Source organism: Collimonas sp. GW821-FHT07E08 (assembly GCF_059418905.1).
This window is the reverse complement of the sequence record NZ_JBWKQR010000007.1, coordinates 62,405-83,226: the sequence shown is the minus strand read 5'-3', so window position 1 is coordinate 83,226 and position 20,822 is coordinate 62,405. Positions and strand designations below refer to the sequence as shown.

General features: G+C 62.6%; 22 protein-coding genes. 5 read left to right on the top strand and 17 right to left on the bottom strand.

From position 1 onward, the window contains the following. Position 1: 1 nt before the first annotated feature. Genes ftsX through ftsY form a run of 3 tightly spaced genes read right to left on the bottom strand, consistent with a single transcriptional unit; the run spans position 2 to position 2,750 of the window. The gene (gene ftsX / locus AC07RZ_RS10690) at positions 2–928 is read right to left on the bottom strand and encodes a permease-like cell division protein FtsX (protein ID WP_494667924.1); all 927 of its coding nucleotides are present in this window, start codon (positions 926–928) and stop codon (positions 2–4) included. Further along, positions 925–1,608, bottom strand: a complete 684-nt coding sequence (locus tag AC07RZ_RS10685; RefSeq protein WP_144740223.1) for an ATP-binding cassette domain-containing protein — start codon at positions 1,606–1,608, stop codon at positions 925–927. Before AC07RZ_RS10685 ends, ftsX begins: the two co-directional genes overlap by 4 nt. Before the next feature lie 38 nt (positions 1,609–1,646). Continuing rightward, positions 1,647–2,750, bottom strand: coding sequence for a signal recognition particle-docking protein FtsY (gene ftsY, locus AC07RZ_RS10680; RefSeq protein ID WP_494667923.1), 1,104 nt, complete (start codon positions 2,748–2,750; stop codon positions 1,647–1,649). A gap of 179 nt (positions 2,751–2,929) precedes the next feature. On the opposite strand from ftsY, the gene rsmD reads away from it, so the two are divergent. The 3 genes from rsmD to AC07RZ_RS10665 all read left to right on the top strand — a co-directional run bounded on the left by rsmD (position 2,930) and on the right by AC07RZ_RS10665 (position 4,495). Continuing rightward, positions 2,930–3,589, top strand: a complete 660-nt coding sequence (gene rsmD / locus AC07RZ_RS10675; RefSeq protein WP_494667922.1) for a 16S rRNA (guanine(966)-N(2))-methyltransferase RsmD — start codon at positions 2,930–2,932, stop codon at positions 3,587–3,589. Between the two features lie 43 nt (positions 3,590–3,632). Continuing rightward, positions 3,633–4,121: a pantetheine-phosphate adenylyltransferase gene (gene coaD, locus AC07RZ_RS10670; RefSeq protein ID WP_038485166.1), complete on the top strand. Its 489-nt coding sequence runs from the start codon at positions 3,633–3,635 to the stop codon at positions 4,119–4,121. A 98-nt stretch (positions 4,122–4,219) separates the two neighbouring features. After that, the gene (locus AC07RZ_RS10665) at positions 4,220–4,495 is read left to right on the top strand and encodes a YfhL family 4Fe-4S dicluster ferredoxin (protein WP_144739868.1); all 276 of its coding nucleotides are present in this window, start codon (positions 4,220–4,222) and stop codon (positions 4,493–4,495) included. 14 nt (positions 4,496–4,509) lie between these two features. On the opposite strand, the gene AC07RZ_RS10660 is transcribed toward AC07RZ_RS10665, so the two are convergent. Both AC07RZ_RS10660 and gcvA read right to left on the bottom strand, forming a co-directional pair. Beyond that, positions 4,510–5,361, bottom strand: a complete 852-nt coding sequence (locus AC07RZ_RS10660; RefSeq protein WP_494667921.1) for an MOSC domain-containing protein — start codon at positions 5,359–5,361, stop codon at positions 4,510–4,512. A 6-nt stretch (positions 5,362–5,367) separates the two neighbouring features. Next, the gene (gene gcvA, locus AC07RZ_RS10655) at positions 5,368–6,264 is read right to left on the bottom strand and encodes a transcriptional regulator GcvA (protein WP_144739862.1); all 897 of its coding nucleotides are present in this window, start codon (positions 6,262–6,264) and stop codon (positions 5,368–5,370) included. A gap of 138 nt (positions 6,265–6,402) precedes the next feature. On the opposite strand from gcvA, the gene AC07RZ_RS10650 reads away from it, so the two are divergent. Further along, positions 6,403–7,638, top strand: coding sequence for an MFS transporter (locus AC07RZ_RS10650; protein ID WP_494667920.1), 1,236 nt, complete (start codon positions 6,403–6,405; stop codon positions 7,636–7,638). On the opposite strand, the gene AC07RZ_RS10645 is transcribed toward AC07RZ_RS10650, so the two are convergent. From AC07RZ_RS10645 to AC07RZ_RS10605, 9 genes are all read right to left on the bottom strand, one after another. Continuing rightward, positions 7,625–8,443, bottom strand: a complete 819-nt coding sequence (locus tag AC07RZ_RS10645; RefSeq protein ID WP_144739856.1) for a M55 family metallopeptidase — start codon at positions 8,441–8,443, stop codon at positions 7,625–7,627. The genes AC07RZ_RS10650 and AC07RZ_RS10645 overlap by 14 nt on opposite strands. A gap of 21 nt (positions 8,444–8,464) precedes the next feature. After that, positions 8,465–9,499 (bottom strand): DmpA family aminopeptidase, encoded by a 1,035-nt coding sequence (locus tag AC07RZ_RS10640; protein WP_494667919.1) that lies wholly within the window; start codon positions 9,497–9,499, stop codon positions 8,465–8,467. Next, positions 9,496–10,425: a glutathione ABC transporter permease GsiD gene (gene gsiD, locus AC07RZ_RS10635; protein WP_494667918.1), complete on the bottom strand. Its 930-nt coding sequence runs from the start codon at positions 10,423–10,425 to the stop codon at positions 9,496–9,498. The genes AC07RZ_RS10640 and gsiD overlap by 4 nt, the downstream gene beginning before the upstream one ends. Beyond that, complete coding sequence (gene gsiC, locus AC07RZ_RS10630; protein WP_494667917.1) at positions 10,422–11,342, bottom strand: glutathione ABC transporter permease GsiC; 921 nt, start codon at positions 11,340–11,342, stop codon at positions 10,422–10,424. The genes gsiD and gsiC overlap by 4 nt, the downstream gene beginning before the upstream one ends. 162 nt (positions 11,343–11,504) lie before the next feature. After that, positions 11,505–13,058 carry a glutathione ABC transporter substrate-binding protein GsiB gene (gsiB, locus tag AC07RZ_RS10625; RefSeq protein WP_494667916.1) on the bottom strand — a complete coding sequence of 518 codons (1,554 nt, stop codon included), beginning with the start codon at positions 13,056–13,058 and terminating at the stop codon, positions 11,505–11,507. 84 nt (positions 13,059–13,142) lie between these two features. Continuing rightward, positions 13,143–15,005, bottom strand: coding sequence for a dipeptide ABC transporter ATP-binding protein (locus tag AC07RZ_RS10620; RefSeq protein ID WP_494667915.1), 1,863 nt, complete (start codon positions 15,003–15,005; stop codon positions 13,143–13,145). Between the two features lie 26 nt (positions 15,006–15,031). Further along, positions 15,032–16,018 carry an isoaspartyl peptidase/L-asparaginase family protein gene (locus tag AC07RZ_RS10615; protein ID WP_494667914.1) on the bottom strand — a complete coding sequence of 329 codons (987 nt, stop codon included), beginning with the start codon at positions 16,016–16,018 and terminating at the stop codon, positions 15,032–15,034. A gap of 1 nt (position 16,019) precedes the next feature. Continuing rightward, on the bottom strand, positions 16,020–16,970 hold the full coding sequence (locus AC07RZ_RS10610) for a MurR/RpiR family transcriptional regulator (protein WP_494667913.1): 951 nt from the start codon (positions 16,968–16,970) through the stop codon (positions 16,020–16,022). A gap of 46 nt (positions 16,971–17,016) precedes the next feature. Then, a complete protein-coding gene (locus AC07RZ_RS10605) occupies positions 17,017–17,232 on the bottom strand; it encodes a hypothetical protein (protein ID WP_494667912.1) in 216 nt (71 codons plus the stop codon). A gap of 23 nt (positions 17,233–17,255) precedes the next feature. Between AC07RZ_RS10605 and AC07RZ_RS10600 the strand changes: the two genes are divergently transcribed. Continuing rightward, on the top strand, positions 17,256–17,759 hold the full coding sequence (locus AC07RZ_RS10600) for a cupin domain-containing protein (protein WP_144739839.1): 504 nt from the start codon (positions 17,256–17,258) through the stop codon (positions 17,757–17,759). Positions 17,760–17,804: 45 nt separating this feature from the next. Here AC07RZ_RS10600 and AC07RZ_RS10595 read toward each other — a convergent pair whose 3' ends face one another. The 3 genes from AC07RZ_RS10595 to AC07RZ_RS10585 form a co-directional block, all read right to left on the bottom strand. Then, on the bottom strand, positions 17,805–19,082 hold the full coding sequence (locus AC07RZ_RS10595) for a dicarboxylate/amino acid:cation symporter (protein WP_494667911.1): 1,278 nt from the start codon (positions 19,080–19,082) through the stop codon (positions 17,805–17,807). Positions 19,083–19,325: 243 nt separating this feature from the next. Next, positions 19,326–20,414 (bottom strand): WD40/YVTN/BNR-like repeat-containing protein, encoded by a 1,089-nt coding sequence (locus AC07RZ_RS10590; RefSeq protein WP_494667910.1) that lies wholly within the window; start codon positions 20,412–20,414, stop codon positions 19,326–19,328. Positions 20,415–20,416: 2 nt separating this feature from the next. Beyond that, positions 20,417–20,686 (bottom strand): MoaD/ThiS family protein, encoded by a 270-nt coding sequence (locus AC07RZ_RS10585; RefSeq protein ID WP_092394841.1) that lies wholly within the window; start codon positions 20,684–20,686, stop codon positions 20,417–20,419. Between the last annotated feature and the right edge of the window lie 136 nt (positions 20,687–20,822).

Below are 20,822 nucleotides of genomic sequence, written 5' to 3'. Positions count from 1 at the left end.
TTCAGGCCAGGCGGGCCAGATGGCGCCGTACCGACAGCAGCGCGCCGACCAGGCCGAGGCCGGCGCTGATCGCCAGCAGCGCCAGGCTGGCGATCCAGTTCAGCGGCAGCAGGCGGAATTCGGATGCGTACAAGCGGGCGAACTCGGCGATCGCCTGGTTCAGCGGCTGCAAGCCCAGCGCCACCGCGCCCAGCGCCAGTCCGCCGGCGCACAGGCCGAGCAGCGCGCCGGTGTAATAAAACGGCCGGTGGATGAACGCATCGGTAGCGCCGACCAGCTTGGCGACCGCGATTTCTTCGCGCTGGGTCAGCACTTGCAGGCGCACGGTATTGAACACCACGGCCACTACCACCACCGCCAGCGTGGCCGCCAGGAACATCAGCACCAGGCGCAATATTCCCAGCAGCGCCGCCAGCCGCTTGACCCACTCGGAATCGACCTGTACCGTGTCGACCCCGGGCAAAGCCTTGAGGTCAGCCGCAATGGTGTCGATGCGGGCAGCGTCAGGCGCATCGTGGAAGCCGGCCAGTTTCAGCACATACGCATCCGGCAAAGGATTCTGGCCCAGGGTGGTCAGCGCATCGTCCATGCCGGTCTTGTTTTTCAGGCTGATCAAGGCGTCTTCGCGCGGAATGAACACGACTTTGGCCGAGCTATGGTGCTGCTGCAGGACGGCGTCGATCGGCTTGGCCAGTGCGGCGGTCTTGTCGCGCACCGCATCCAGCGCCATGAAGATGCTGATCTCGGGCTCTACCGCCAGCTGCTCGGAGACCGGGCGCACGTTCTCGATCAAGGTCAGGCCGCCGAACGGCAGCGCCAGCGCAATCGCCACCACCAGCACATTCAGCGCAAAGCCGCCGGGCGCCTTGAACAAGTGGGTGAAGGCGTCGCTGATGGCGAACAGGTGTTGCCGCAGCCAGCTCTTCATGCTGCACCTCCGACTGCGGAATTCTGCCAGTGGTCGACGATCTGGCCCTGGTCCAGGAACACCACGCGGTTGGCGCTGTTGAGGAATTGTTCGTCGTGGGTGGAAATCAGGCAGGTCACGCCGGCTGCATGGAACGACTTGAGCGCATCCAGCACCTTGTTGGCGTTGTCGCGGTCGAGGTTGGCGGTCGGTTCGTCGGCCAGGATGATTTGCGGCCGGTTGACGATGGCGCGGGCGATCGATACGCGCTGCTGTTCGCCGCCGGACAGGGCTTGCGGATCGGTTGCCGCCTTGTCCAGCAGGCCGACCTTGTCGAGCGCGGCCTGGGCCCGCTTCTCGGCTTCGGCGCGGGTGGCGCCGGTGACCAGGAGCGGCAGCATGACATTGGCCAGCACGCTGCGGTCCTGCAGCAGCTTCTGCTGCTGCAGGATCAAGCCGAGGTTGCGCCGCAGGTAAGGCAGGCCGGAAGACTTCAGCTTGCCGACGTTGGCGCCGCTGACGGTCAGCGTGCCGCTGCTGGGACGTTCGATCGCGGCGATCAGGTTGAGCAGCGTGGTCTTGCCGGCGCCGGACGGGCCGGCCAGGAAAATCAGGTCGCCCTTGTTAACCGTCAATGTGATATCGCGCAGTGCGACCACGTCGCGCGTATATTTCTTGGAGACCTGGTTGAATTCAATCATGGAGTGGCTGGGACCTGTCATCAATAATTGGCTCGTGGTTAACTTAATAACGCATCCACAAATTCGGCAGCGTCAAACGGCTGCAAATCTTCGATCTGTTCGCCGACGCCGATGAAGTACACCGGGATCGCGCGGGTGGTGGCGATGGCCGCCAGCACGCCGCCCTTGGCGGTGCCGTCCAGCTTGGTGATCACCAGGCCGGTCAGCCCCAGCGCATCGTCGAACGCCTTGACCTGCGCCAGCGCGTTCTGGCCGGTGTTGCCGTCGATGACCAGCAATATCTCATGCGGCGCGGTGGCCATGCCCTTGCCGATGACGCGCTTGATTTTCTTCAGCTCGTCCATCAGGTGCAGCTGGGTCGGCAGGCGGCCGGCAGTATCGACCATCACTACATTGGTGCCGCGCGCCTGGGCCGAATGCACGGCGTCGAACGCCACCGCGGCCGGATCGCCGGATTCCTGCGCGATCACGGTGACGTTGTTGCGTTCGCCCCAGATCGTCAGCTGCTCGCGCGCCGCGGCGCGGAACGTATCGCCGGCGGCCAGCAGCACCGACTGCTTGTGTGCCTGCAGATGCTTGGCCAGCTTGCCGATGGTGGTGGTCTTGCCGGCGCCGTTGACGCCGGCGATCATGATCACCAGCGGCTGGTGCTGGTCCAGCACCAGCGGTTTCTGCAAGGGGGAAAGCAGGTCGATCAGCAAGGTGCGCAGCGCCGCCTTGACCTGGGCTGCCTCGGTCAGCTTGTCTTCCTTGACCTTCTTTTTCAGGGCGTTGAGCAGGAAATGGGTAGCTTCGACGCCGGCGTCGGACACCAGCAGCGCCGATTCCAGCTCTTCGTACAGGTCGTCGTCGATCTTGGCGCCGACGAACAGGATGCTCAGGTTGGACGAGGTTTTCGACAGTCCCGTTTTCAGGCGCGACAGCCAGGAGCGTTTTTGTTCCGCCGCCACCGGCGCGGAAACGATCTCAATTTCTTCCGCCGTCTCGGCGATTGCAGCCGGCGCGGCGTGCACGGCGGCCAGAGGCGGCGCGCTTGGGACGGCAACCGCCGCAGCATCGGCCTGTGGCAGCGCCTCTGGCGCGGAAGATTCCGGCAAGGGCGTGACTTCGGGTTTTGGTTTTTTCTTGAAGAAGCTAAACATCTGAGGCCTGATCTGTAAGGCGGTGAAATAGGGCGCTGCAGCAGCCTTTCGGGGCCGGCTGCACAAGAGGTACAATCCCCGGCATTCTATCAGAGCGCAGGCCATCAAATCAGGGATAGCCCGGTGCGTAGAAGCTATTGACGGATTTCCGGCAAATTTTCCCATCTTTATTAAACTTAATGAAAAAACCAAGCAGCAAAAAGCCGCCGAAGACACCGGTGCACGCCATCAAACCGCCCCTGGCGCGCCAGGTCCGCATCATTGGCGGCGCCTGGAAACGCACGCCTTTGGCCGTGCTGGACAGCGAAGGCTTGCGGCCGACGCCGGACCGGGTGCGCGAGACCCTGTTCAACTGGCTGACGCACTTGCTGGACGGCAACTGGAGCACCGTGCGCTGCCTCGACCTGTTTGCCGGCACCGGGGCGCTGGGTTTTGAAGCCGCCAGCCGCGGAGCGCTGGAAGTGACCATGATCGAGCACAATACGCCGGCGGCGCGCCAGCTGGAAACCACCAAGGCCAAGCTGGACGCGAGCCAGGTGCGGATCCTGCGCAGCGATGCGGTCACCTGGCTGGGTAAGGCTGGCGCCGCGGCCGTTGCAGATTCTGCGCGCTTCGACCTGATTTTCCTCGACCCGCCCTACCAGCAGGGCTGGCTGGAAAAAGTGCTGCCGCTATGCCAGGGTTTGCTGGCCGAACACGGTTTGCTGTACCTTGAGTCTGAATTTGCGCTGCAGGAGGACGCTTTGCCGGCCTGGCTGGGCGGTTGGCAGCTGCTGCGGGCGGACAAGGCTGGTATAGTGTTTTACCACTTGCTGAAAAGGCAAGTGCATTCTGCCTGATGCAAATTCAGGCATAATGCGCGATCTGATTGGGGGAAGAAAGATGGTCACAGCTGTTTATCCAGGTACGTTCGATCCGCTCACGCGCGGCCATGAAGATCTGGTGCGTCGTGCATCCGGGCTGTTTGACAAGCTGGTGGTCGGCGTCGCCGACAGCAAGAACAAGAAACCGTTTTTCTCTCTGGAAGAACGGCTGTCGATCGCCAACGAGGTGTTGGGCCATTACCCCAATGTGCAGGTGGAGAGCTTCTCCGGCCTGCTCAAGGATTTTGTGCGCCAGCATGACGCCAACGTCATCGTGCGCGGCTTGCGCGCGGTTTCCGACTTCGAGTTCGAGTTCCAGATGGCGGGCATGAACCGCTACCTGCTGCCGGATGTGGAAACCCTGTTCCTGACGCCGTCCGACCAGTACCAGTTCATCTCCGGCACCATCGTGCGCGAAATCGCCACGCTGGGCGGCGATGTCTCCAAATTCGTCTTCCCTTCGGTCGAAAAATGGCTGAAGGAAAAGCTGGACGCCCAGCAGCCCTGAGCGCCCGGGCAGCGGCGAATCCGCAACGGGATTAAAATGGCGGCAAGGCAGTAAGGCGGGACCACCTGGTCCCGCGGCAACTTGAGTAGAGTAGTGAAATGGCTTTATTGATCACCGATGACTGTATTAATTGCGATGTATGCGAGCCCGAGTGCCCGAACGGCGCAATTTACATGGGGCCGCTGATCTACGAAATCGATCCGCACAAGTGCACCGAATGCGTAGGCCATTTCAACGAACCGCAATGCCAGCAGGTCTGTCCGGTCAGCTGCATCCCGCTGGATCCGGCCTGGCATGAATCCAAGGAACAGCTGCAAGCCAAGTACGAGCGCTTGCAGGCCGAGCTGGCGGCGCCTGCCGTCAAGCCGCAGTAATCCGCAGCAACCCTCTAGAACGCCAGTTCACCCTCGATGTCCTGCCCGATGCGCAGGATCGCGCCATTCCCCTCCCGCACTATCATGTTGACGCCGAAGGTGACGGCGCCGTCGACACGCGGGTTGGCGCGGTAGGTCAGCAGGATATCCATCGGATCGGGGCCGATTTCTCCGCTGGCCTGGTCGATGGCCGGCATCGGGCAGCGTGTGCATGGTTTTACCGGCTGCAGGCAGACCGGCCCGGCCTGCAGCGTTTCCAGGAAATCTTCTTCAAAAGCATCCACGCCATCGATCACGATGTTCGGCCGGAAACGGTTCATCGGCAATGGCGAGCGGCCCTGCGCCTGCAGTTTCCGGTTGAGGTCGTCCAGCGATCCCTGTGATATCAGCAGCATCGGATAACCGTCGGCAAAGCGGGTCGGCGCATCTGCATCGAGCGTCCACTTTTTGCTGGCCAGGCGCCTGGCCGCAGGGTCGAAGCGCACCAGCCTGCAGGGTTGGCCCAAGACACGCGAGAACCAGTCGGCAGCGTCGTCGCCGCAGTCATGGGCGCTGAGCTTGTCGTCCCAGACGCTCACTGCCAGCGACGCCGCCTGCGCGCGATCCAGCGGCGCGGCCGGGACCAGCAGCGGCGGCATGCCGGGTGCCTGCACGGTCATGGCGCCGGCTTGCAAGGCCGGCACGATCAGGGCCATGGCAGGATGGCTGCGCTGCGACAGGAACTGCCCGCCGCTGTCGACCACCATCCATTCGCGGTCGTGCGCATGTTGATGGCTGAGGCCGGCGGCGGTGACGGTGGCCGCCTGCAAGGCAATGCCGGCGCAGGATTTGATCGGGTACAACGTGAGCGAAGTAATGGTAGGCATGGATTTTTATTCTATTGAGTCTGACAAGATTGCACCCAGCCAGTCCTGGAACTCGGCGATGGTGGCTGCCTTTTCGGTATCGAAGGGCGAAACCGAGAAGTAATTGCCGCGGGCCGGGGCGGTGATATCGAACAGCCGCACCAGGCGGCCGTCGGCCAGATGGTTGCGCACCAGGCAGCTGCGCGCCAGCGCGATGCCCTGGTCGGCAGCGGCGGCGTCCAGCAGGTGCATGGGGTCGTCGTACACCGGGCCGCTCGGCGGTTCGCCTTGCCTGATGCCGGCGGCGGCAAACCACGGCTCCCAGCCGCCATGGTGGGCAAAGCGCAGCAAGGGGTGGTGCACCAGGTCTTGCGGCGTGATGGCGGGATGGCCGGCGGCGAAGCGCGGGCTGCATACCGGGAAAATCACTTCCTTCAGCAGGCATTGATAGCGGAAATTCTTGTGTCCGGCGCGGCCGTACCAGATGGCGACGTCGGCGTCGCTGAAATCCAGTTCGCTCAGTTCGTGGCTGGTGCGCAAGCTGATGTCGATATGCGGATGCTGCCGGTGGAACGCGGCTAGCCGCGGCACCAGCCAGGCGCTGGCAAACGATGGCGGCACGCTGACGCGCAATGCTTGCCCCGCGCGCCGGCGCTCGGCCTGGCCGATGTGCAGGGCGCGGTCCAGCGCCAGCAGCGCCTGCCGCACTTCCCCTGCCAGCAGGCGGCCGCCGTCGGTCAGCACCATCTGCCGGCCTTCGCGCTGGAACAGCTTGCGTCCGGTGCGCTGCTCGAGCGCGCGGATCTGGTGGCTGATGGCGCTGTGCGTCAGGTGCAGTTCTTCCCCGGCCCGGGTATAGTTGCCGAGCCGCGCGGCGGCTTCAAACGCACGCAAGGCCTGGGTCGGTGGCAGTTGTTCAAACATGATGGCGAGGAAGGTGTTTACGCATTTTTTCAGTCAATCGGTTAATTCCATTCACATATAAGGATAAAACACTTCGTTGGCCTTGGGGCAGTTTGCTCTTTACCATCGTCATATCCTGTTTTTGATGAGTGACCGACCATGAAGCTCGCTACCCGTGTTTTCCTGATATTTTCCTCGGGCTATTTCATTTCCTACCTGGCGCGCGGCATCAACCTGCCGCTGGCGCCTTTGCTCAGCAGCGAGCTGGGCTTGTCTCCGGCCCAGCTGGGACTGCTGACCAGCCTGTATTTTTTCGCATTCGCCGCCTGCCAGCTGCCGCTCGGCATTTTGCTGGACCGTTTCGGTCCGCGCCGGGTGCTGGCCTGTTTGCTGCTGCTGGCCGCAGCTGGCGCTGTGGTGTCGGCCAATGCCCACGGCTTCGGCAGCCTGCTGGTGGGCCGCCTGCTGCTGGGGATCGGTACCTCAGCCTGCCTGATGGCCGGCCTGAAGGCGATTGTCGCCTGGTTCCCGCACGACCACTTGCCGTTGATGAACGGCGCCATCTACGCCATCGGCGGCCTGGGCGCGGTCGCCACCGGGACGCCGATTGCCTGGGCCTTGGGCCTCACTACCTGGCGCGTGCTGTTCGTGGTGGTTACGGTGTTGATCCTGATGATCGTGCTGGCCCTGTTTACGCTGGTGCCGGAAAAGGATGAGCTGCACCCGAAAAGCAGCCTGGCGGCGCAGCTGCGCGATATCGGCGGCATTTTCCGCAGCGCGGTGTTCTGGCGCACTGCGCCTTTTGTGATGGCGAGCCAGGGCGTGTTTCTCGGCGTGCAGGGCTTGTGGGCCGGGCCGTATCTGCGCGACGTCAGCCGGCTGCCGGCCGCCGCAGCAGCCAATATCGTGGCGCTGGCCGGCCTGGCGATGGTGCTGGGCGCGGTTGGTTCCGGCTGGCTGGCGCGCCGTTTGCAGCAGCGCGGGATTTCCTTGCACATGACCGCCGGCGCAGGAATGTTCCTGTTCATGCTGGCGCAGCTGCTGATCGTGCTCGGCGCACCCTTGCCGGGCTGGCTGCCGTGGGGTTTGTATGGCTTGCTGGGTACTTCGGGCGTGCTGTCGTATGCGGCGCTGGTGCGCGAGTTTCCAGTCCACCTGGCCGGCCGCGTCAGCACCGGGCTGACCCTGGCGATTTTCGCCGGCGCGTTCGTGGTGCAGTATGGCTTCGGTTTGCTGCTCAACGCCTGGCCGCACGATACCGGCAGTTATGCGGCGGTTGCGCACCGGACCGCGTGGGCGCTTGCCTTGCTGGTGCAGCTGGCGGCCGGCGCCTGGTTTTGCCGGCCCCTGAAGAAACCGGCAGTGCAAACAGGCCCGGCTGCTAACGCAGCATGAATGACATCGCCGACAGGCTGTTCAATATCCTGACGGCGTATTGCACCGACGGCGCAGTGAATTCAACGTTGACGCCGTCGATCCGCTGCAGCAAAGGCAGCTGGCAGAACAGGTCGGCCAGCGCCGGGCTCTGGATCTGCAATCTGCAGGTAATCGCTGGCGGCAAGATGAAGGGACGCGCGGCGGCAAGATTGGCCAGTGCGGCCTTGGCGCCCTCGCTCAGCAAGCTCAGCGCGCGTTGCGGCGACAGCGATGTGCCGCTGTTGCTGCCATCGGCGGTCTTGACGCTGACCAGCGTAGCGTGCGGAAACAGCGGCCGGTTTTCTTCCACAAAAACATCGTCGCCGCTGCCAAAGATCACCGGTACGCCGAATTCGCCGGCCAGCGCGCCGTAGATGCCGGCTTCGCCCAGCTCCTGCCCGTTCAGCCAGATACGCGAGAAAGCAAAACTGTTGATGGTGTGGGCCAGGATGCCGCGGCTTTGCGAGCGGCCATGGTAGCCGACCATCATCACGCCGGCGACGCCGCTGTCGACGCCGCTCATCATGCCCAGCAGGCGCGGTTTGCCGAGGATTGCGCTGGCGGCGGGATGCAGCAAGTCGGGCAGCAGGTTGCGGAAACCGCCGTGCGAATCGTTCACCAGGATCTCGCTGGCGCCGCCGGCCAGCGCGCCCTCGATCACGGCGTTGGCTTCGGCCGTCATCAGGCGCCGCGCGCGTTCGTATTCGGGATTGCCGGCGCGCGTTTGTTCCGGATGGAATACACCGGCGACGCCTTCTATATCAACGGAAATCAGGATTTTCATTATTATGTTCTGTCAGGTGGATCAAGGCAGGCCGGCTGCGGCATCGCGCAGAGACAAGCGCCGGTGGCCGTCGCGTCCGGTCACGGTTTGTGCTGCAAACAGCGCGTTGACGATGGCTTGTTCGGTGCTGTCGACCACCGCTTCAAACAGCGGGTCGAGCAGGTTGTCGTGCAAGGAAGCGCTCTGCCGTATGGCGCTGTCGGGGCGGGCAGGCACGGTCTGCGCCGTGGAAAACGCCAGCGCCAGGTCGCCGCTGCCGTGGCCGTAGACTGAGCCGGTGCGGCCCAGGCCGACGCCGCAGCGGGTTGCCAGCCGTCCCAGCTGGCGCGCATCGAGCGGCGCATCGGTCGCAATGATCATGATGATCGATCCCATCTCGGGTGCTTCTGGCGTGGGTTGCCGCAAACGCCGCAGTCCGTTTCCGATATGCTGGCCGGCCAGCGTCAGCGCCGCCAGCTTGCCGAAATTGGCCAGCACCAGCGCACCGACACAATATTGCATGCCGCCGGCGCTCGCATGGCGCGAAGCCGAACCGATGCCGCCCTTGAGGTCGAAACACGACATGCCGCGCCCGGCGCCGACCGCGCCTTGCTCAAACTCAGGCGCGGCGCCGGCCAGCGCTTGCCGATAGTGTTCGGCACTGACGGCCATGGCCTGGATATCGTTCAGGTAGCCGTCATTGCATTCAAACACCAGCGGATTGACCGTCGGTTCGCTGCGCCCGATCTCCGGGTTGGCCTGGATAGCCGAAATGACCTGGGCCGTGGCGATGCTGCCGACCGACATGGTGTTGGTCAGCGCGACCGGCGTTTCAAGCACTCCCAGTTCCTGCACCTGCACCAGCCCTATGCTCTTGCCGAAGCCGTTGAACACGACCGCGGCGGCGGGCACCTTGTCGCGGAACGGATCGCCGCCGTGCGGGCGGATCACCGTCACGCCGGTCTGGACGGCTCCGTGCGCCAGCGTGGCGTGGCCGACCGTGACGCCGGCGACATCGCTGATGGCGTTCAGCGGGCCGGCCGGCAATCTGCCTATGTGAGGGAGGTCCAGGGTCATCGTCTGTCGATTTTAGGATCGAGGGCGTCGCGCAAGCCGTCGCCCAGCAGGTTGAACGCCAGCACCGTGAAGAAGATCGCCAGGCTGGGAAAGATCGCGATATGCGGCGCGGTCATCATGTCGGAACGCGCTTCGTTGAGCATCGCGCCCCATTCCGGCATCGGCGGCTGCGCGCCCATGCCGAGGAACGACAGGCTGGCGGCGGTAATGATGGAAGTGCCGATGCGCATGGTGAAATACACCACCACTGCCGACACCGTGCCGGGGAAGATGTGGCGCAGGATGATGGTACGGTCGTTGGCGCCTATGCTGCGCACCGCTTCGATGAAAGTCAGGTGCTTCAGCGCCAGCGTATTGCCGCGCACCAGGCGGGCGAAAGTCGGGATGCTGAAAATCGCCACCGCGAAAATCACGTTCGACATGCCGTTGCCGAGGATCGCCACGATGCCGATCGCCAGCAAGATGCCGGGAAAGGCGAACAGCACGTCGCAGATGCGCATGATGATGCGGTCAGGCCAGCCTTCGTAATAACCGGCAATCAGGCCGGCCAGGGTGCCGGCCACGGCGCCTACGGCCACCGACGAAAAGCCAGCGGTCAGGGAAATCCGCGTGCCCATCAGGATGCGGCTGAAGATGTCGCGCCCGAGGGAGTCGACGCCGAACCAGTGCGCCAGCGACGGCCCGGCGTTCAGGGCGTCGTAGTCGAAATAATTTTCGGCGTCGTAAGGCGTCAGCCAGGGCGCGGCAATCGCCACCACGATCAGGAACAGCACGAAGCAGCCGGCCGCAACCGCCAGGTGCTGCTTCTTGAACTTGCGCCAGAATTCGCTCCAGGGCGTGCGTATGGTGCTCGGCAGCGGCGCGGCGGCAATTGCAGCTGTGGCTGAAACCACGGGATTGGATGGAGTAGACACGGACGGCCTCACTTGTAACGGATGCTTGGGTTGATGACGGCGTACAGCACGTCAACCGCCAGGTTGATGAAAATGAATTCCAGCGAGAACAGCAGGATCTCGGCCTGGATCACCGGGTAGTCGCGCATTTCGACGGCGTCGATCAGCAAGCGCCCCATGCCGGGCCAGTTGAACACTTTTTCCACCACGATGGAGCCGCCCAGCAGGAAGCCGAACTGCAGGCCCATCATGGTGACTACCGGGATCAGGGAGTTGCGCAGGCAATGCTTGAGCACCACGATGGTTTCCGACAGGCCCTTGGCGCGCGCGGTGCGCACAAAATCTTCCTGCAGGATTTCGACGAACGAGGAACGGGTGAAGCGCGCCATCACGGCCGCCACCGCTGCGCCCAGGGCCAGCGACGGCAGGATGTAGTGGCGCCAGCTGTCGGCGCCGATGGTCGGCAGCCAGCCCAGCTTGACGGAAAACAATTCCATCAGCAGCATGCCCAGCGCAAACGACGGGAAGGAAATGCCGGATACCGCGAGCGTCATGCCCAGGCGGTCCGGCCACTCGTTGCGCCAGACAGCGGAGACGATGCCGATGACCAGGCCGAACAGCACCGCCCACACCATGCTGGTGACGGTGAGCCAGAACGTGGGCCAGAAGCGTTCGGCGATTTCGGTGCTGACCGGGCGCTTGCTGCGCAGGGAGGTGCCGAAGTCGCCGCGCAGGGCCTTGCTGAAATAGTTGATGAATTGTTCGTGCATGGGTTTGTCCAGGCCCAGGTCCTGGCGGATCAGCTCGACTGTCTGCGAGTCGGCTTCAGGTCCGGCCACCAGCCGCGCCGGATCGCCCGGCAGCAGGTGGACAAACAGAAATACCATGACCGCCACGATCAGCAAGGTCGGTATCAGGCCCATCAGGCGTTTTAGTACGTAAGGAAACATGGGGTGCTCGGGTAATTGGCCAAATTGCGGCGATAGAATCTATTTGCTGACAATCTCCGCTTCTGCCGGGTCATTCCCGCGAATGCGGGAATCCATCTTATTTGCAATGCCCTGCAGTAAAGTGGATCCCCGCGTTCGCGGGGATGACGTCCTGGCGGATGATTATTTCAGCTCGATTTCGTCGAAGTTGAAGGAGCCGTCAGGCATGACATACACGCCTTTCAGGTTCTTGCTGCGTGCATACAGGAGTTTCTCCGTGACCAGGAAAGCCCAAGGCGCGTCTTTCCAGATTTCGGTTTGCGCATCTTTGTAGAGCGCCGTTTTTTCCATGCGGTCGGTGGTCGTCAGCGCCTTGGCGATATCGGCATCGACCTTGTCGTTCTTGTAGTAAGCCGTGTTGAACAGTTTCGGCGGGAACGATTCCGAAGCCAGCAATGGACGCAGGCCCCAATCGGCTTCGCCGGTGGAAGACGACCAGCCGGTGTAGTACATGCGTACCGGTGCGTTGGCAGGGACCGGTGCGCTTTCGACTTTCTCCACACGCTGGCCGGCTTCCAGCGCCATCACCTTGGCCTTGATGCCGACCTGCGCCAGCTGCTGCTGCACGAACTGGATGATTTTCTGCGCCGTGGTGTGGTTGTAGGCCGACCACAATTCAGTCTCGAAGCCGTTCGGATATCCGGCTTCAGCCAGCAACTGCTTGGCTTTTTTCGGATCGTAAGGCCATGGCCCGGTCTTCAGCGCGTAATCGACGCCTTGCGGCAACACGCCGTCCTGCGGCATGGCGTAGCCGGTGAAGGCAACCTTGACCAGCGCTTCCTTGTTGATGGAGTAATTGATCGCTTGCCGCACTTTCGGATTGTCGAACGGCTTCTGCAGCGTATTCATCGAAATGTAGCGTTGTACGATCGACGGCGACGAGACCAGGTCCAGGTTGGGCTTGCTCTTCAGCAGTTCGGCTTGTTCGTAAGGCAGCGGATAGGCGAACTGCGCTTCGCCGGTCTGCATCACGGCGCTGCGGGTGTTGTTGTCGATCACCGGTTTCCAGGTGATGCTGTCGATCTTCGGATAGCCTTTTTTCCAGTAGCCGTCGAATTTGGTGACCTTCATGTAGTCGGTCTGTTTCCATTCGACGAACTTGAACGGACCGGTTCCAACCGGGTGGAAGCCGATGTCCTTGTTGCCGTACTGTTTCAGCGCGGCCGGCGAAATCATCGCGGCCGAAGAGTGCGCCAGCGTATTGATGAACGGCGAGAACGGCTCTTTCAGCGTGATCTTGACTTCATAGTCGTTGACGATGTCGACCTTGGAAATGCGGTTGAACAGGTTGAAGCGCTTGAGCTTGTTTTCCGGGTTGATGACCCGTTCCAGGCAAATCTTGACCGCATCCGCCTTGAAGTCGGTGCCGTCCTGGAACTTGACGCCCTTGCGCAGGCGGATGGTGTAGACCAGGCCGTCCTTGCTGACTTCGTAACCGTCGGCCAGCACGTTGACTACCTTCAGGTCCTTGTCGAAACCGAACAAGCCCTGGTAGAACGATTTGATCGCCGCCTGCGACAGCGTGTCGTTGCTGTCGTACGGATCCAGCGTGGTGAAGGTCGATGCGACCGCCAGCGTGACGTCCTTGGCGGCAAAAGCGTGGCCGGCGGCAAACTGGGCGGTCAATGCAACGGCGGTGCCTGCCAGCAGTTTTCCGAAATGTCGATTAGTGCGCATGTGTTACTCCCCTGGGTCAAAAAGTCATCGAAGATAAACAAACAGATAAATAAGCAGATAAGGCAGAAAACAACGGTCAAACGGTTAAAAAGCAGCTGAAATCCGATGGGTTGCGACAAAGTGTCCCGGCCCCACCTGTTTCAGCGGCTCGACCAGCGGCAAATCGCCGACATTGCGGATCGGGCTGGGAATTTCTTCCGGCAGCATCTCGCGCAGGCGATGACGCTGGTTCGGATCGGCGACCGGCACAGCCGCCATCAGTTTCTTGGTGTACGGATGCTGGGGGTTTTCAAAGATCGCGCGGCGCGGGCCGATCTCGACGATCTGCCCCAGGTACATGACCGCAACCCGATGGCTGATGCGCTCCACCACGGCCATGTCGTGCGAAATGAAAATGAAGGAAATCCCCAGTTCCCGCTGCAGGTCGAGCAGCAGGTTGACGATCTGGGCCTGGATCGAGACGTCCAGCGCCGACACCGATTCATCGGCGATCACGATCTTCGGGTTCAGCGCCAATGCGCGGGCGATGCAGATGCGCTGGCGCTGGCCGCCGGAAAATTCATGCGGATAACGCTGCGCATGCTCCGGCAGCAAGCCGACCCGTTCCAGCAGCGCCGCGACTTTTTCCTGCGCGCCTTCGGCCAGGCCATGCACCAGCAGCGGCTCCATGATGGAATAGCCGACTGTCAGGCGCGGATCGAGCGAGGCGAACGGGTCTTGGAAAATGAACTGGATTTCGCGCCGCAGCGAGCGCAGCTCCGAGCGCGGCAACTTGGCCAGGTCGCGGCCGCCGAATTCGACGCTGCCGCTGGTGATGTCGACCAGCCGCAGCAGCGAACGGCCGGTGGTCGATTTGCCGCAGCCGGATTCACCCACCAATGCCAGCGTTTCGCCCGGATACAGGTCGAAACTGATCTGCTCCACCGCATGCACGCGTTGCTTGACGCGGCTGAAGATGCCGCTCTTGACGTCGAAGCGGGTAGTCAGGTTGCGCACTTTCAGCAGCGGCTGCTGCTCTGGATCTGAACCTGGAATGCTGCGCACCAGCTTGGCTTCCGCTTCCATTTCAGCTGTGATCGTTGCTCCGGCGATGGCAATCCGCTGCGGCAGGTCGGTGCCATGCATCGCACCCAGGCGCGGCACGGCCGCCAGCAGGGCGCGGGTGTAAGGATGCTGCGGCGCTTCGAAGATCGCATGCACATTGTTTTCTTCGACTTTTTCGCCGCGGCACATGACCACGACCCGGTCGGCGATCTCGGCCACCACGCCCATGTCGTGGGTGATGAAGATCACCGCCATCTGCATTTCATCCTGCAGCGCGCGTATCAGTTGCAGGATCTGCGCCTGTATCGTCACGTCCAGCGCCGTGGTCGGCTCATCGGCGATCAGCAGCGACGGCTTGCAAGACAGGGCCATGGCGATCATCACGCGTTGCCGCATGCCGCCCGACAGCTGGTGCGGATGGCGGTCCAGGATGCGCCGCGCTTCCGGGATGCGCACCGTTTCCAGCATGCGCAAAGCCTCGGCGCGCGCGGCAGCCATGCTCTTGCCCTGGTGCAGGCGTATCGATTCGGCGATCTGCTCGCCGACCGTGAACACCGGATTGAGCGACGTCATCGGTTCCTGGAAAATCATGGCGATTTCCGAACCGCGGATGTGGCGCATGGTGTTCTGGTCGGCGCTGGCCAGGTCTACCGTGCTGCCGTCGCGCCGCTGGAAATTCATCCTGGCGCCGGTGATGCGGCCGCCGCCGTAGTCGATCAGGCGCATGATCGATTGCGACGACACCGACTTGCCCGAGCCCGACTCGCCGACGATGGCCAGCGTTTCGCCGGCGTCGATATGGAAGGACAGGTTGCGCACCGCTTCCACCTTGCGTTCGGAAGTGGTGAAGCCGACGCTCATTTGTTCCACCGTCAGCACCCGACGGCCGATTTGTCTGTTCATGGAATTGCTTCCTGTGGTTGGCTGCGTCATTTGTAGATCGCCGTTACCGGCGCCGTGCCGACCTTGGCGTACCCGCGATACATGCCTTCGGTATTGAACGGCAATGCCAGGTTGCCTTGGGCGTCGATGGCGATCAGGCCGCCACGGCCTTTATACCGTGGCAGCAGGTCCATCACCACCTGTTCGGCGGCGTCCGCCAGGGATTGCCCGGCATATTCCATGCGCGCCGAAATATCGTAGGCCGCTACCGTGCGCATGAACGCCTCGCCGGTGCCGGTGGCGGAAACCGCCGCGGTGCGGTTGTTGGCGTAGCAGCCGGCGCCGACCAGCGGCGAGTCGCCGACCCGGCCGACACGCTTGTTGGTGATGCCGCCGGTCGAAGTGGCCGCCGCCAGGTTGCCGTGCATGTCGACCGCGACGGCGCCCACCGTGCCGAACTTGTTGTCAGGATCGATGGGGGCGATTTCGGCCGCCTTGCTGGTAGCGTCGTGGTCGAGCAGCAGCATGCCTTCCTGGTCGCGCGCGCGCAGCCATTGGGCGTGGCGGGCTTCGGTATGGAAGTAGTCCGGCTCCACCAGTTCCACGCCGTGCTGGGCGACGAAGGCTTCCGCGCCGGCGCCGACCAGCAGGATGTGTTCGCTGTGTTCCATCACCGCACGCGCGCCCAGTATCGGATTGCGCACGTGGCCGACATTGGCGATGGCGCCTGCATCCAGCGTGGCGCCGTCCATGATCGCCGCATCCAGTTCATGGGTGCCGGCATGGGTGTAGACCGCGCCTTTGCCGGCGTTGAACAGCGGACAGTCTTCCAGCATGCTGACGGCGCAGGCGACGGCGTCCAGCGCGCTGCCGCCTGCGGCCAGGATCTTCTGGCCGGCGCCGAGGATTTCCGCCAGGGCGTCGTGGTATGCCTGTTCCTGCGAGGTGTTCATGGCGCTGCGCAAGATGGTGCCGGCGCCGCCGTGGATGGCGATGGTGGCGATGTCGCCGGGAATGGTCGTACTGTTGTTCACGTTATTTCGCTTTCGCTGCAGATTTTTTGGAAACGGATTTGCCAGCCTTGTCGGGGGTGCGGCCATCCGGATGATGCAGCCACGGCAGTACGGCTTCAGTCATCTTCGAGGCGGCATGCACCGATCGGTTGGCGCGGTGGGCGACGGCGTCGCATACCGCCTGGATCAGGGCCAGCGCCGCCGCATCCGAAGTCGGCGACAGCAGCCTCTCGGTCTGTGCGTACAGCGTGACGTCGGCCAGCGGCACCAGCGGCGAAGTCGGCGCATCGGTGAGCGCCAGCACCGGCGCCGCGCGTTCCTTGGCGCGGCCGGCCAGCGTCACGGTATCGGTGACGTAGCGCGGGAAGGCCAGCGCGATCACCAGGTCGCGCTGGTCCAGCTTGAAGAATTGGCGCGCGGCCTGCGAAGGGCCGCCTGGGCCGGCCACCGACAGCACCGTGCGGCAATACGGCTCCAGCGCATGCGCCATGATGCCGGCCAAAAAGGCGCTGGCGCCGAAGCCGATGATGAAGATCCGGTCGGCATTGAGAATCATGCTGACGGCCCGGTCGCAATGCGCCGGCGACAAGGCGCGCTGGGTGGCTTCCAGGTTCTGCATGTCGGCCCTCAGTGCGGCAGCCATGATTTCGGCGCTGCTGGCGGGGCGCAGCACTTGGTCGCGCAGTTTTTCCACCGGCGCCAGCGACGAGGCGAAATCCAGCACCAGCGCCGCGCGGAATGCGGGGTAGCCGTCGAAGCCCAAGGCATGGGCGAAACGGTTGGCCGTCGCCAGCGAAACGCCGACTGCATCCGCCAGCTCGTCGATGGTCATGGTGGCGGTATGGAACACGTTCGCCAGCACATAATCGGCGGCCTTGCGGTGCGCTTTCGACAGTTCCGGATAGGCTTTGCCTATGCGCGCTGCGACCGCGCTTTCGCGTTGCCATGCCGTGATTGCGGAATGTTGCACCATCTGCCCCTTGGATTGATTTTTATAATTTGTGTAAATATATTTTCATTTACATCGCAAGTAAAGGAAATTTATTTTCTTTTTTGAGATGTGTATTTTGTGCCATCGGATGTGCGCGCAACTGGTGCGCGGATGGCTTGGAAATGCGGCTTTGCACCATTTTTGCCTGGCGATTGTCCGCAACGGTGCATGGGGAAACCAGGGAGGAATCACGGCGGAACGTAGTTGCGTGTATTCTGCTGGGCAGGCGCAAGGCGCAGTTCATGACGCCGCCATAACGGAGAAAAAATGAGTGAAAACGCAGAGAGTTTAAGCCGCCGGCTGATCCGCAACTTCAATGACGTGCCGCTGGAGCATCAGGTGCGCGAACCCATGTACGACACGCTGTGCGCGCGCCTGGCCACCGGCAGCGCGGCCCGCAAGCTGGGCGCCAGCGTGGATATCGTCGCCCCCGGCAAGATATCCTGCCCGTATCATTTTCATTACGCGCAGGAAGAGATGTTTATCATCCTGGAGGGCAGCGGCACGCTGCGGGTGGCGGGGGAAATGCTGCCGCTGCGCAGCGGCGACGTGATCTTCATTCCGCCCGGCCCGGAATATCCGCACCAGCTTGTAAATACTTCAGACCAGCCGCTGAAGTATCTTTCAATCAGCACCAAGGAGCAGCCCGAGGTCTGCGAATATCCCGATTCCGGCAAGTTCCTGGCGATGGCGGAGGCCGGGGGGGAACGGGTTTTCGATGTGATCCAGCGTAAGTCGAATGACCTGGATTACTGGGAAGGCGAGCCTTGAAGGAAACAGCCGGGCGGGCGCATAGCGTGTCCGCCCGGCGCAGGATCAGGCAGCCGCGTTGCTGTTCTGGTCGAGGCCGACATCGCTGTTGGCCGCATTGTAGATTTCCAGGTCCAGCAAGCCTTCTTCCTTCGCCACCAGCACCGGCACCAGCATCTGTCCGGTAACGTTGGTCATGGTGCGCATCATGTCGAGGATGCGGTCGATGGCGACCAGGTAGCCGATGCCTTCCAGCGGCAGCCCGGCTGAACTGAGCACCAGCGTCACCATCACGATCGCGGTGCCGGGTACGCCGGCGGTGCCGAACGAGCCGAGCACCGAAGCCAGCATGATGATGAAATACTGCGACAGGTCCAGGTGCAGGCCGAAATACTGGGCCACGAAAATCGACGCGATCGCCGGATAGATGGCGCCGCAGCCGTCCATCTTGATGCTGGCGCCGAGCGGCACTGCGAATGCTGCGTATTCCTGTTTCACGCCGAGGTTATGCACCACGCTGCGCAGGGCGATCGGCATGGAAGCAAAACTCGATGAGCTGGTGAAGGCCACTTGCATCGCCGGGAAGGCGCCGCGGAAAAAGCGGACCGGGTTGAGGCGGTGCGTGAGCAGCAGGCCGCCGTACACCACCACGATGTGCAGCGCGCAGGCGATGTACAAGGTAAAGACGAAATTCCCCAGCGGCAGCAGGCGCTCGAAACCGTAAGAGCCGACCAGCGCGGCGATCAGGCCGAAGGTGCCGAGCGGCGTCATTTCCAACACAAAACGGGTGATCTGGATCATGGCGCTGCTGGCTTCGCCCATCAGCTCGCGCACTTGCTTGACCTTGTCGCCCAGCTTGACCAGCGCCATGCCGAGCAGCGCGGCGAAGAAAATCACTTGCAGGATCTTGCCTTCGGTCAGCGCCTTGAACGGGTTCGACGGCACCACGTCGAGCAGCACCTGGATCGGCGTCGGCACCTCACGCACGGTGTAGTCGGCGGCAATCGCGAGCTGGCCCAGGTTCTGGCCGGGATTGGTGAAATTGGCGACCAGCAGGCCGACGCCGACCGCCAGCACCGCTGTGATGGCAAACCACAAGAAGGTCTTGCCGCCCAATGCAGCAACGCTTTTCATGCCGTGCAAGCTGGAAATGCTGTTGGTGACGGCAAAGAAAACCAGCGGCACGGCGATCATCTTGATCAGCGTGACATACAGCTTGCCAAGCGGGCCGAACCAGGTTTCGGCAGGGGCGCCAACCAGCCAGCCGGCCAGTGCGCCCAGCACGAAGCCGCCCAGCACACGTTGCCAAAAGGGGATGCGGAACCAGAAAGAAAAAATGTTCATAGAGTAATCAGGGAGTAAGTATGTGTCTTGCTGTAAAGCGAGAGGCAAGAGCGTGGCAAGCCCGAGAAGGCGCGTAAACCGGATGACCCGAGAGTATCGGGGCTGGCCGCCCATGCGTCCAATATTTTTTTGCTCTATCGATATGTTTCGTTGTTATGTTGATATCGATGCCGCATACGCAAGAAAGACGGTGCGTGGGCACATCGTGCCCACGCATTACGTCGAGAGAAATAGCAGGCCTGATTAGCCGAAGCACACCGAATAAACCGGCGGCATGGAGTTGGAAATGGCCTGCCAGCTGTCGCCGCCGTTTTCCGACAGCCAGGCATTGCCGGTAGTCGAGGCCATCAGCAGGGTGCGTCCGTCATCCGCCACAGCCAGGCCATGGCGATAGACCAGGTCATAGCAATGCTGCTGCGGCAGGCCGTTGCGCAAGGCGGTGAAGGACTTTCCACCGTCGGTGGTGCGTGTGACCGCCAGGGCGGCATCCGAAGGGATGCGTGCCTGGTCAGCCTGTGCCGGGGCAAACCAGGCGGTATTGCCGTCGCCCGGATGCACGGCCACGGCGAAACCGAAATTCGATAAAGGCGCGGTGCTGACTTCCTGCCAGTCTGCGCCAAAATTGCTGGAGCGCCAGATGCCATTGTGATGCTGGCACCAAAGCTGATCGGGGGTGTCCCTGGCCCCGGCAATCCGATGCGGGTCTTGAATATTCTGATCGTCGACGCGCTCCGGCGGCATGTAGTTGGCGCTCATGCCTTTTGCGCTCAAGCGCCAGCTGTCGCCGCCGTCATGTGTAACCCAGGCGCCGCCGCAGGAAATGCCGACCAGGACATGGCGGCTGTCGCGCGGGTCGACGCAAATGCTGTGAATTCCCGGAACGTCGTAGCCGCCGCCGAACCATTCCCTGCGCTCGGGCGCATCCCACAGGGAATTTACGAGTGTCCACGATTCGCCGCGGTCGCTGGATCGGAACAGACCGCCCGGCAAGGTGCCGGCCCAGACGACGCCGGGCTGGTCGGCGCCGCCGCAAGCGAGCGACCAGATGAATTTCACGCTCCAGTCGACCGGATCGCTTGAGTCTTCGGGCTTGAGGGGATAAGCCGGCGCGGCAATTTCAGTCCAGCGCTCCGTCCCGGCATCCTTGCGATGCAGCTTTACACCGAAATGGCCAAGGTTCAGCGCGGCGTAGACTGCGCCGTCGCGTGGGTCCGCCAGCACCATGGAAACCGGCTCGCCGAGAAAGGCAATTGGGCCCAGGGCCCAGCGGCCGTCTTGCTTTTGCAGTGAAAACAATCCCTTGCGGCTTGCCATCCAGGCGCGGTCATTCATGGTCAACCTCCTGAGAGAGCTTGCAGAACGTGCACCTTGCTATGCGCCGCCAGCGGCGCGTTCAGGTGCACGTGGTCACGTACGGTATGGCCGTCGATGAAAATCGCGACATTCGGCCGCAGGCTGCCTTGTTCGTCGAGCAGGTAAGAGCGCAAACGCGGGTTGGATGCGAATGCCGTTTCCAACCCTGCGCGCAAGGTGAGGGCGTCGGTGTGAATTTCCGGCGCGGAAATAAAGCGGGCAAGTTGCGGTGTAAAAATGAGCGTCGCCATGGATAATCCCATCGGTCACCAGAACTGTTGAATCTCAGCCACAGGCATATTGCGCTTGCTGTCGCTACTATAAATCGATACTGTATTTTTTTGCGATGCCTAGGTGATAACTGCCGCTGAGGAGCAAGGCAACGGT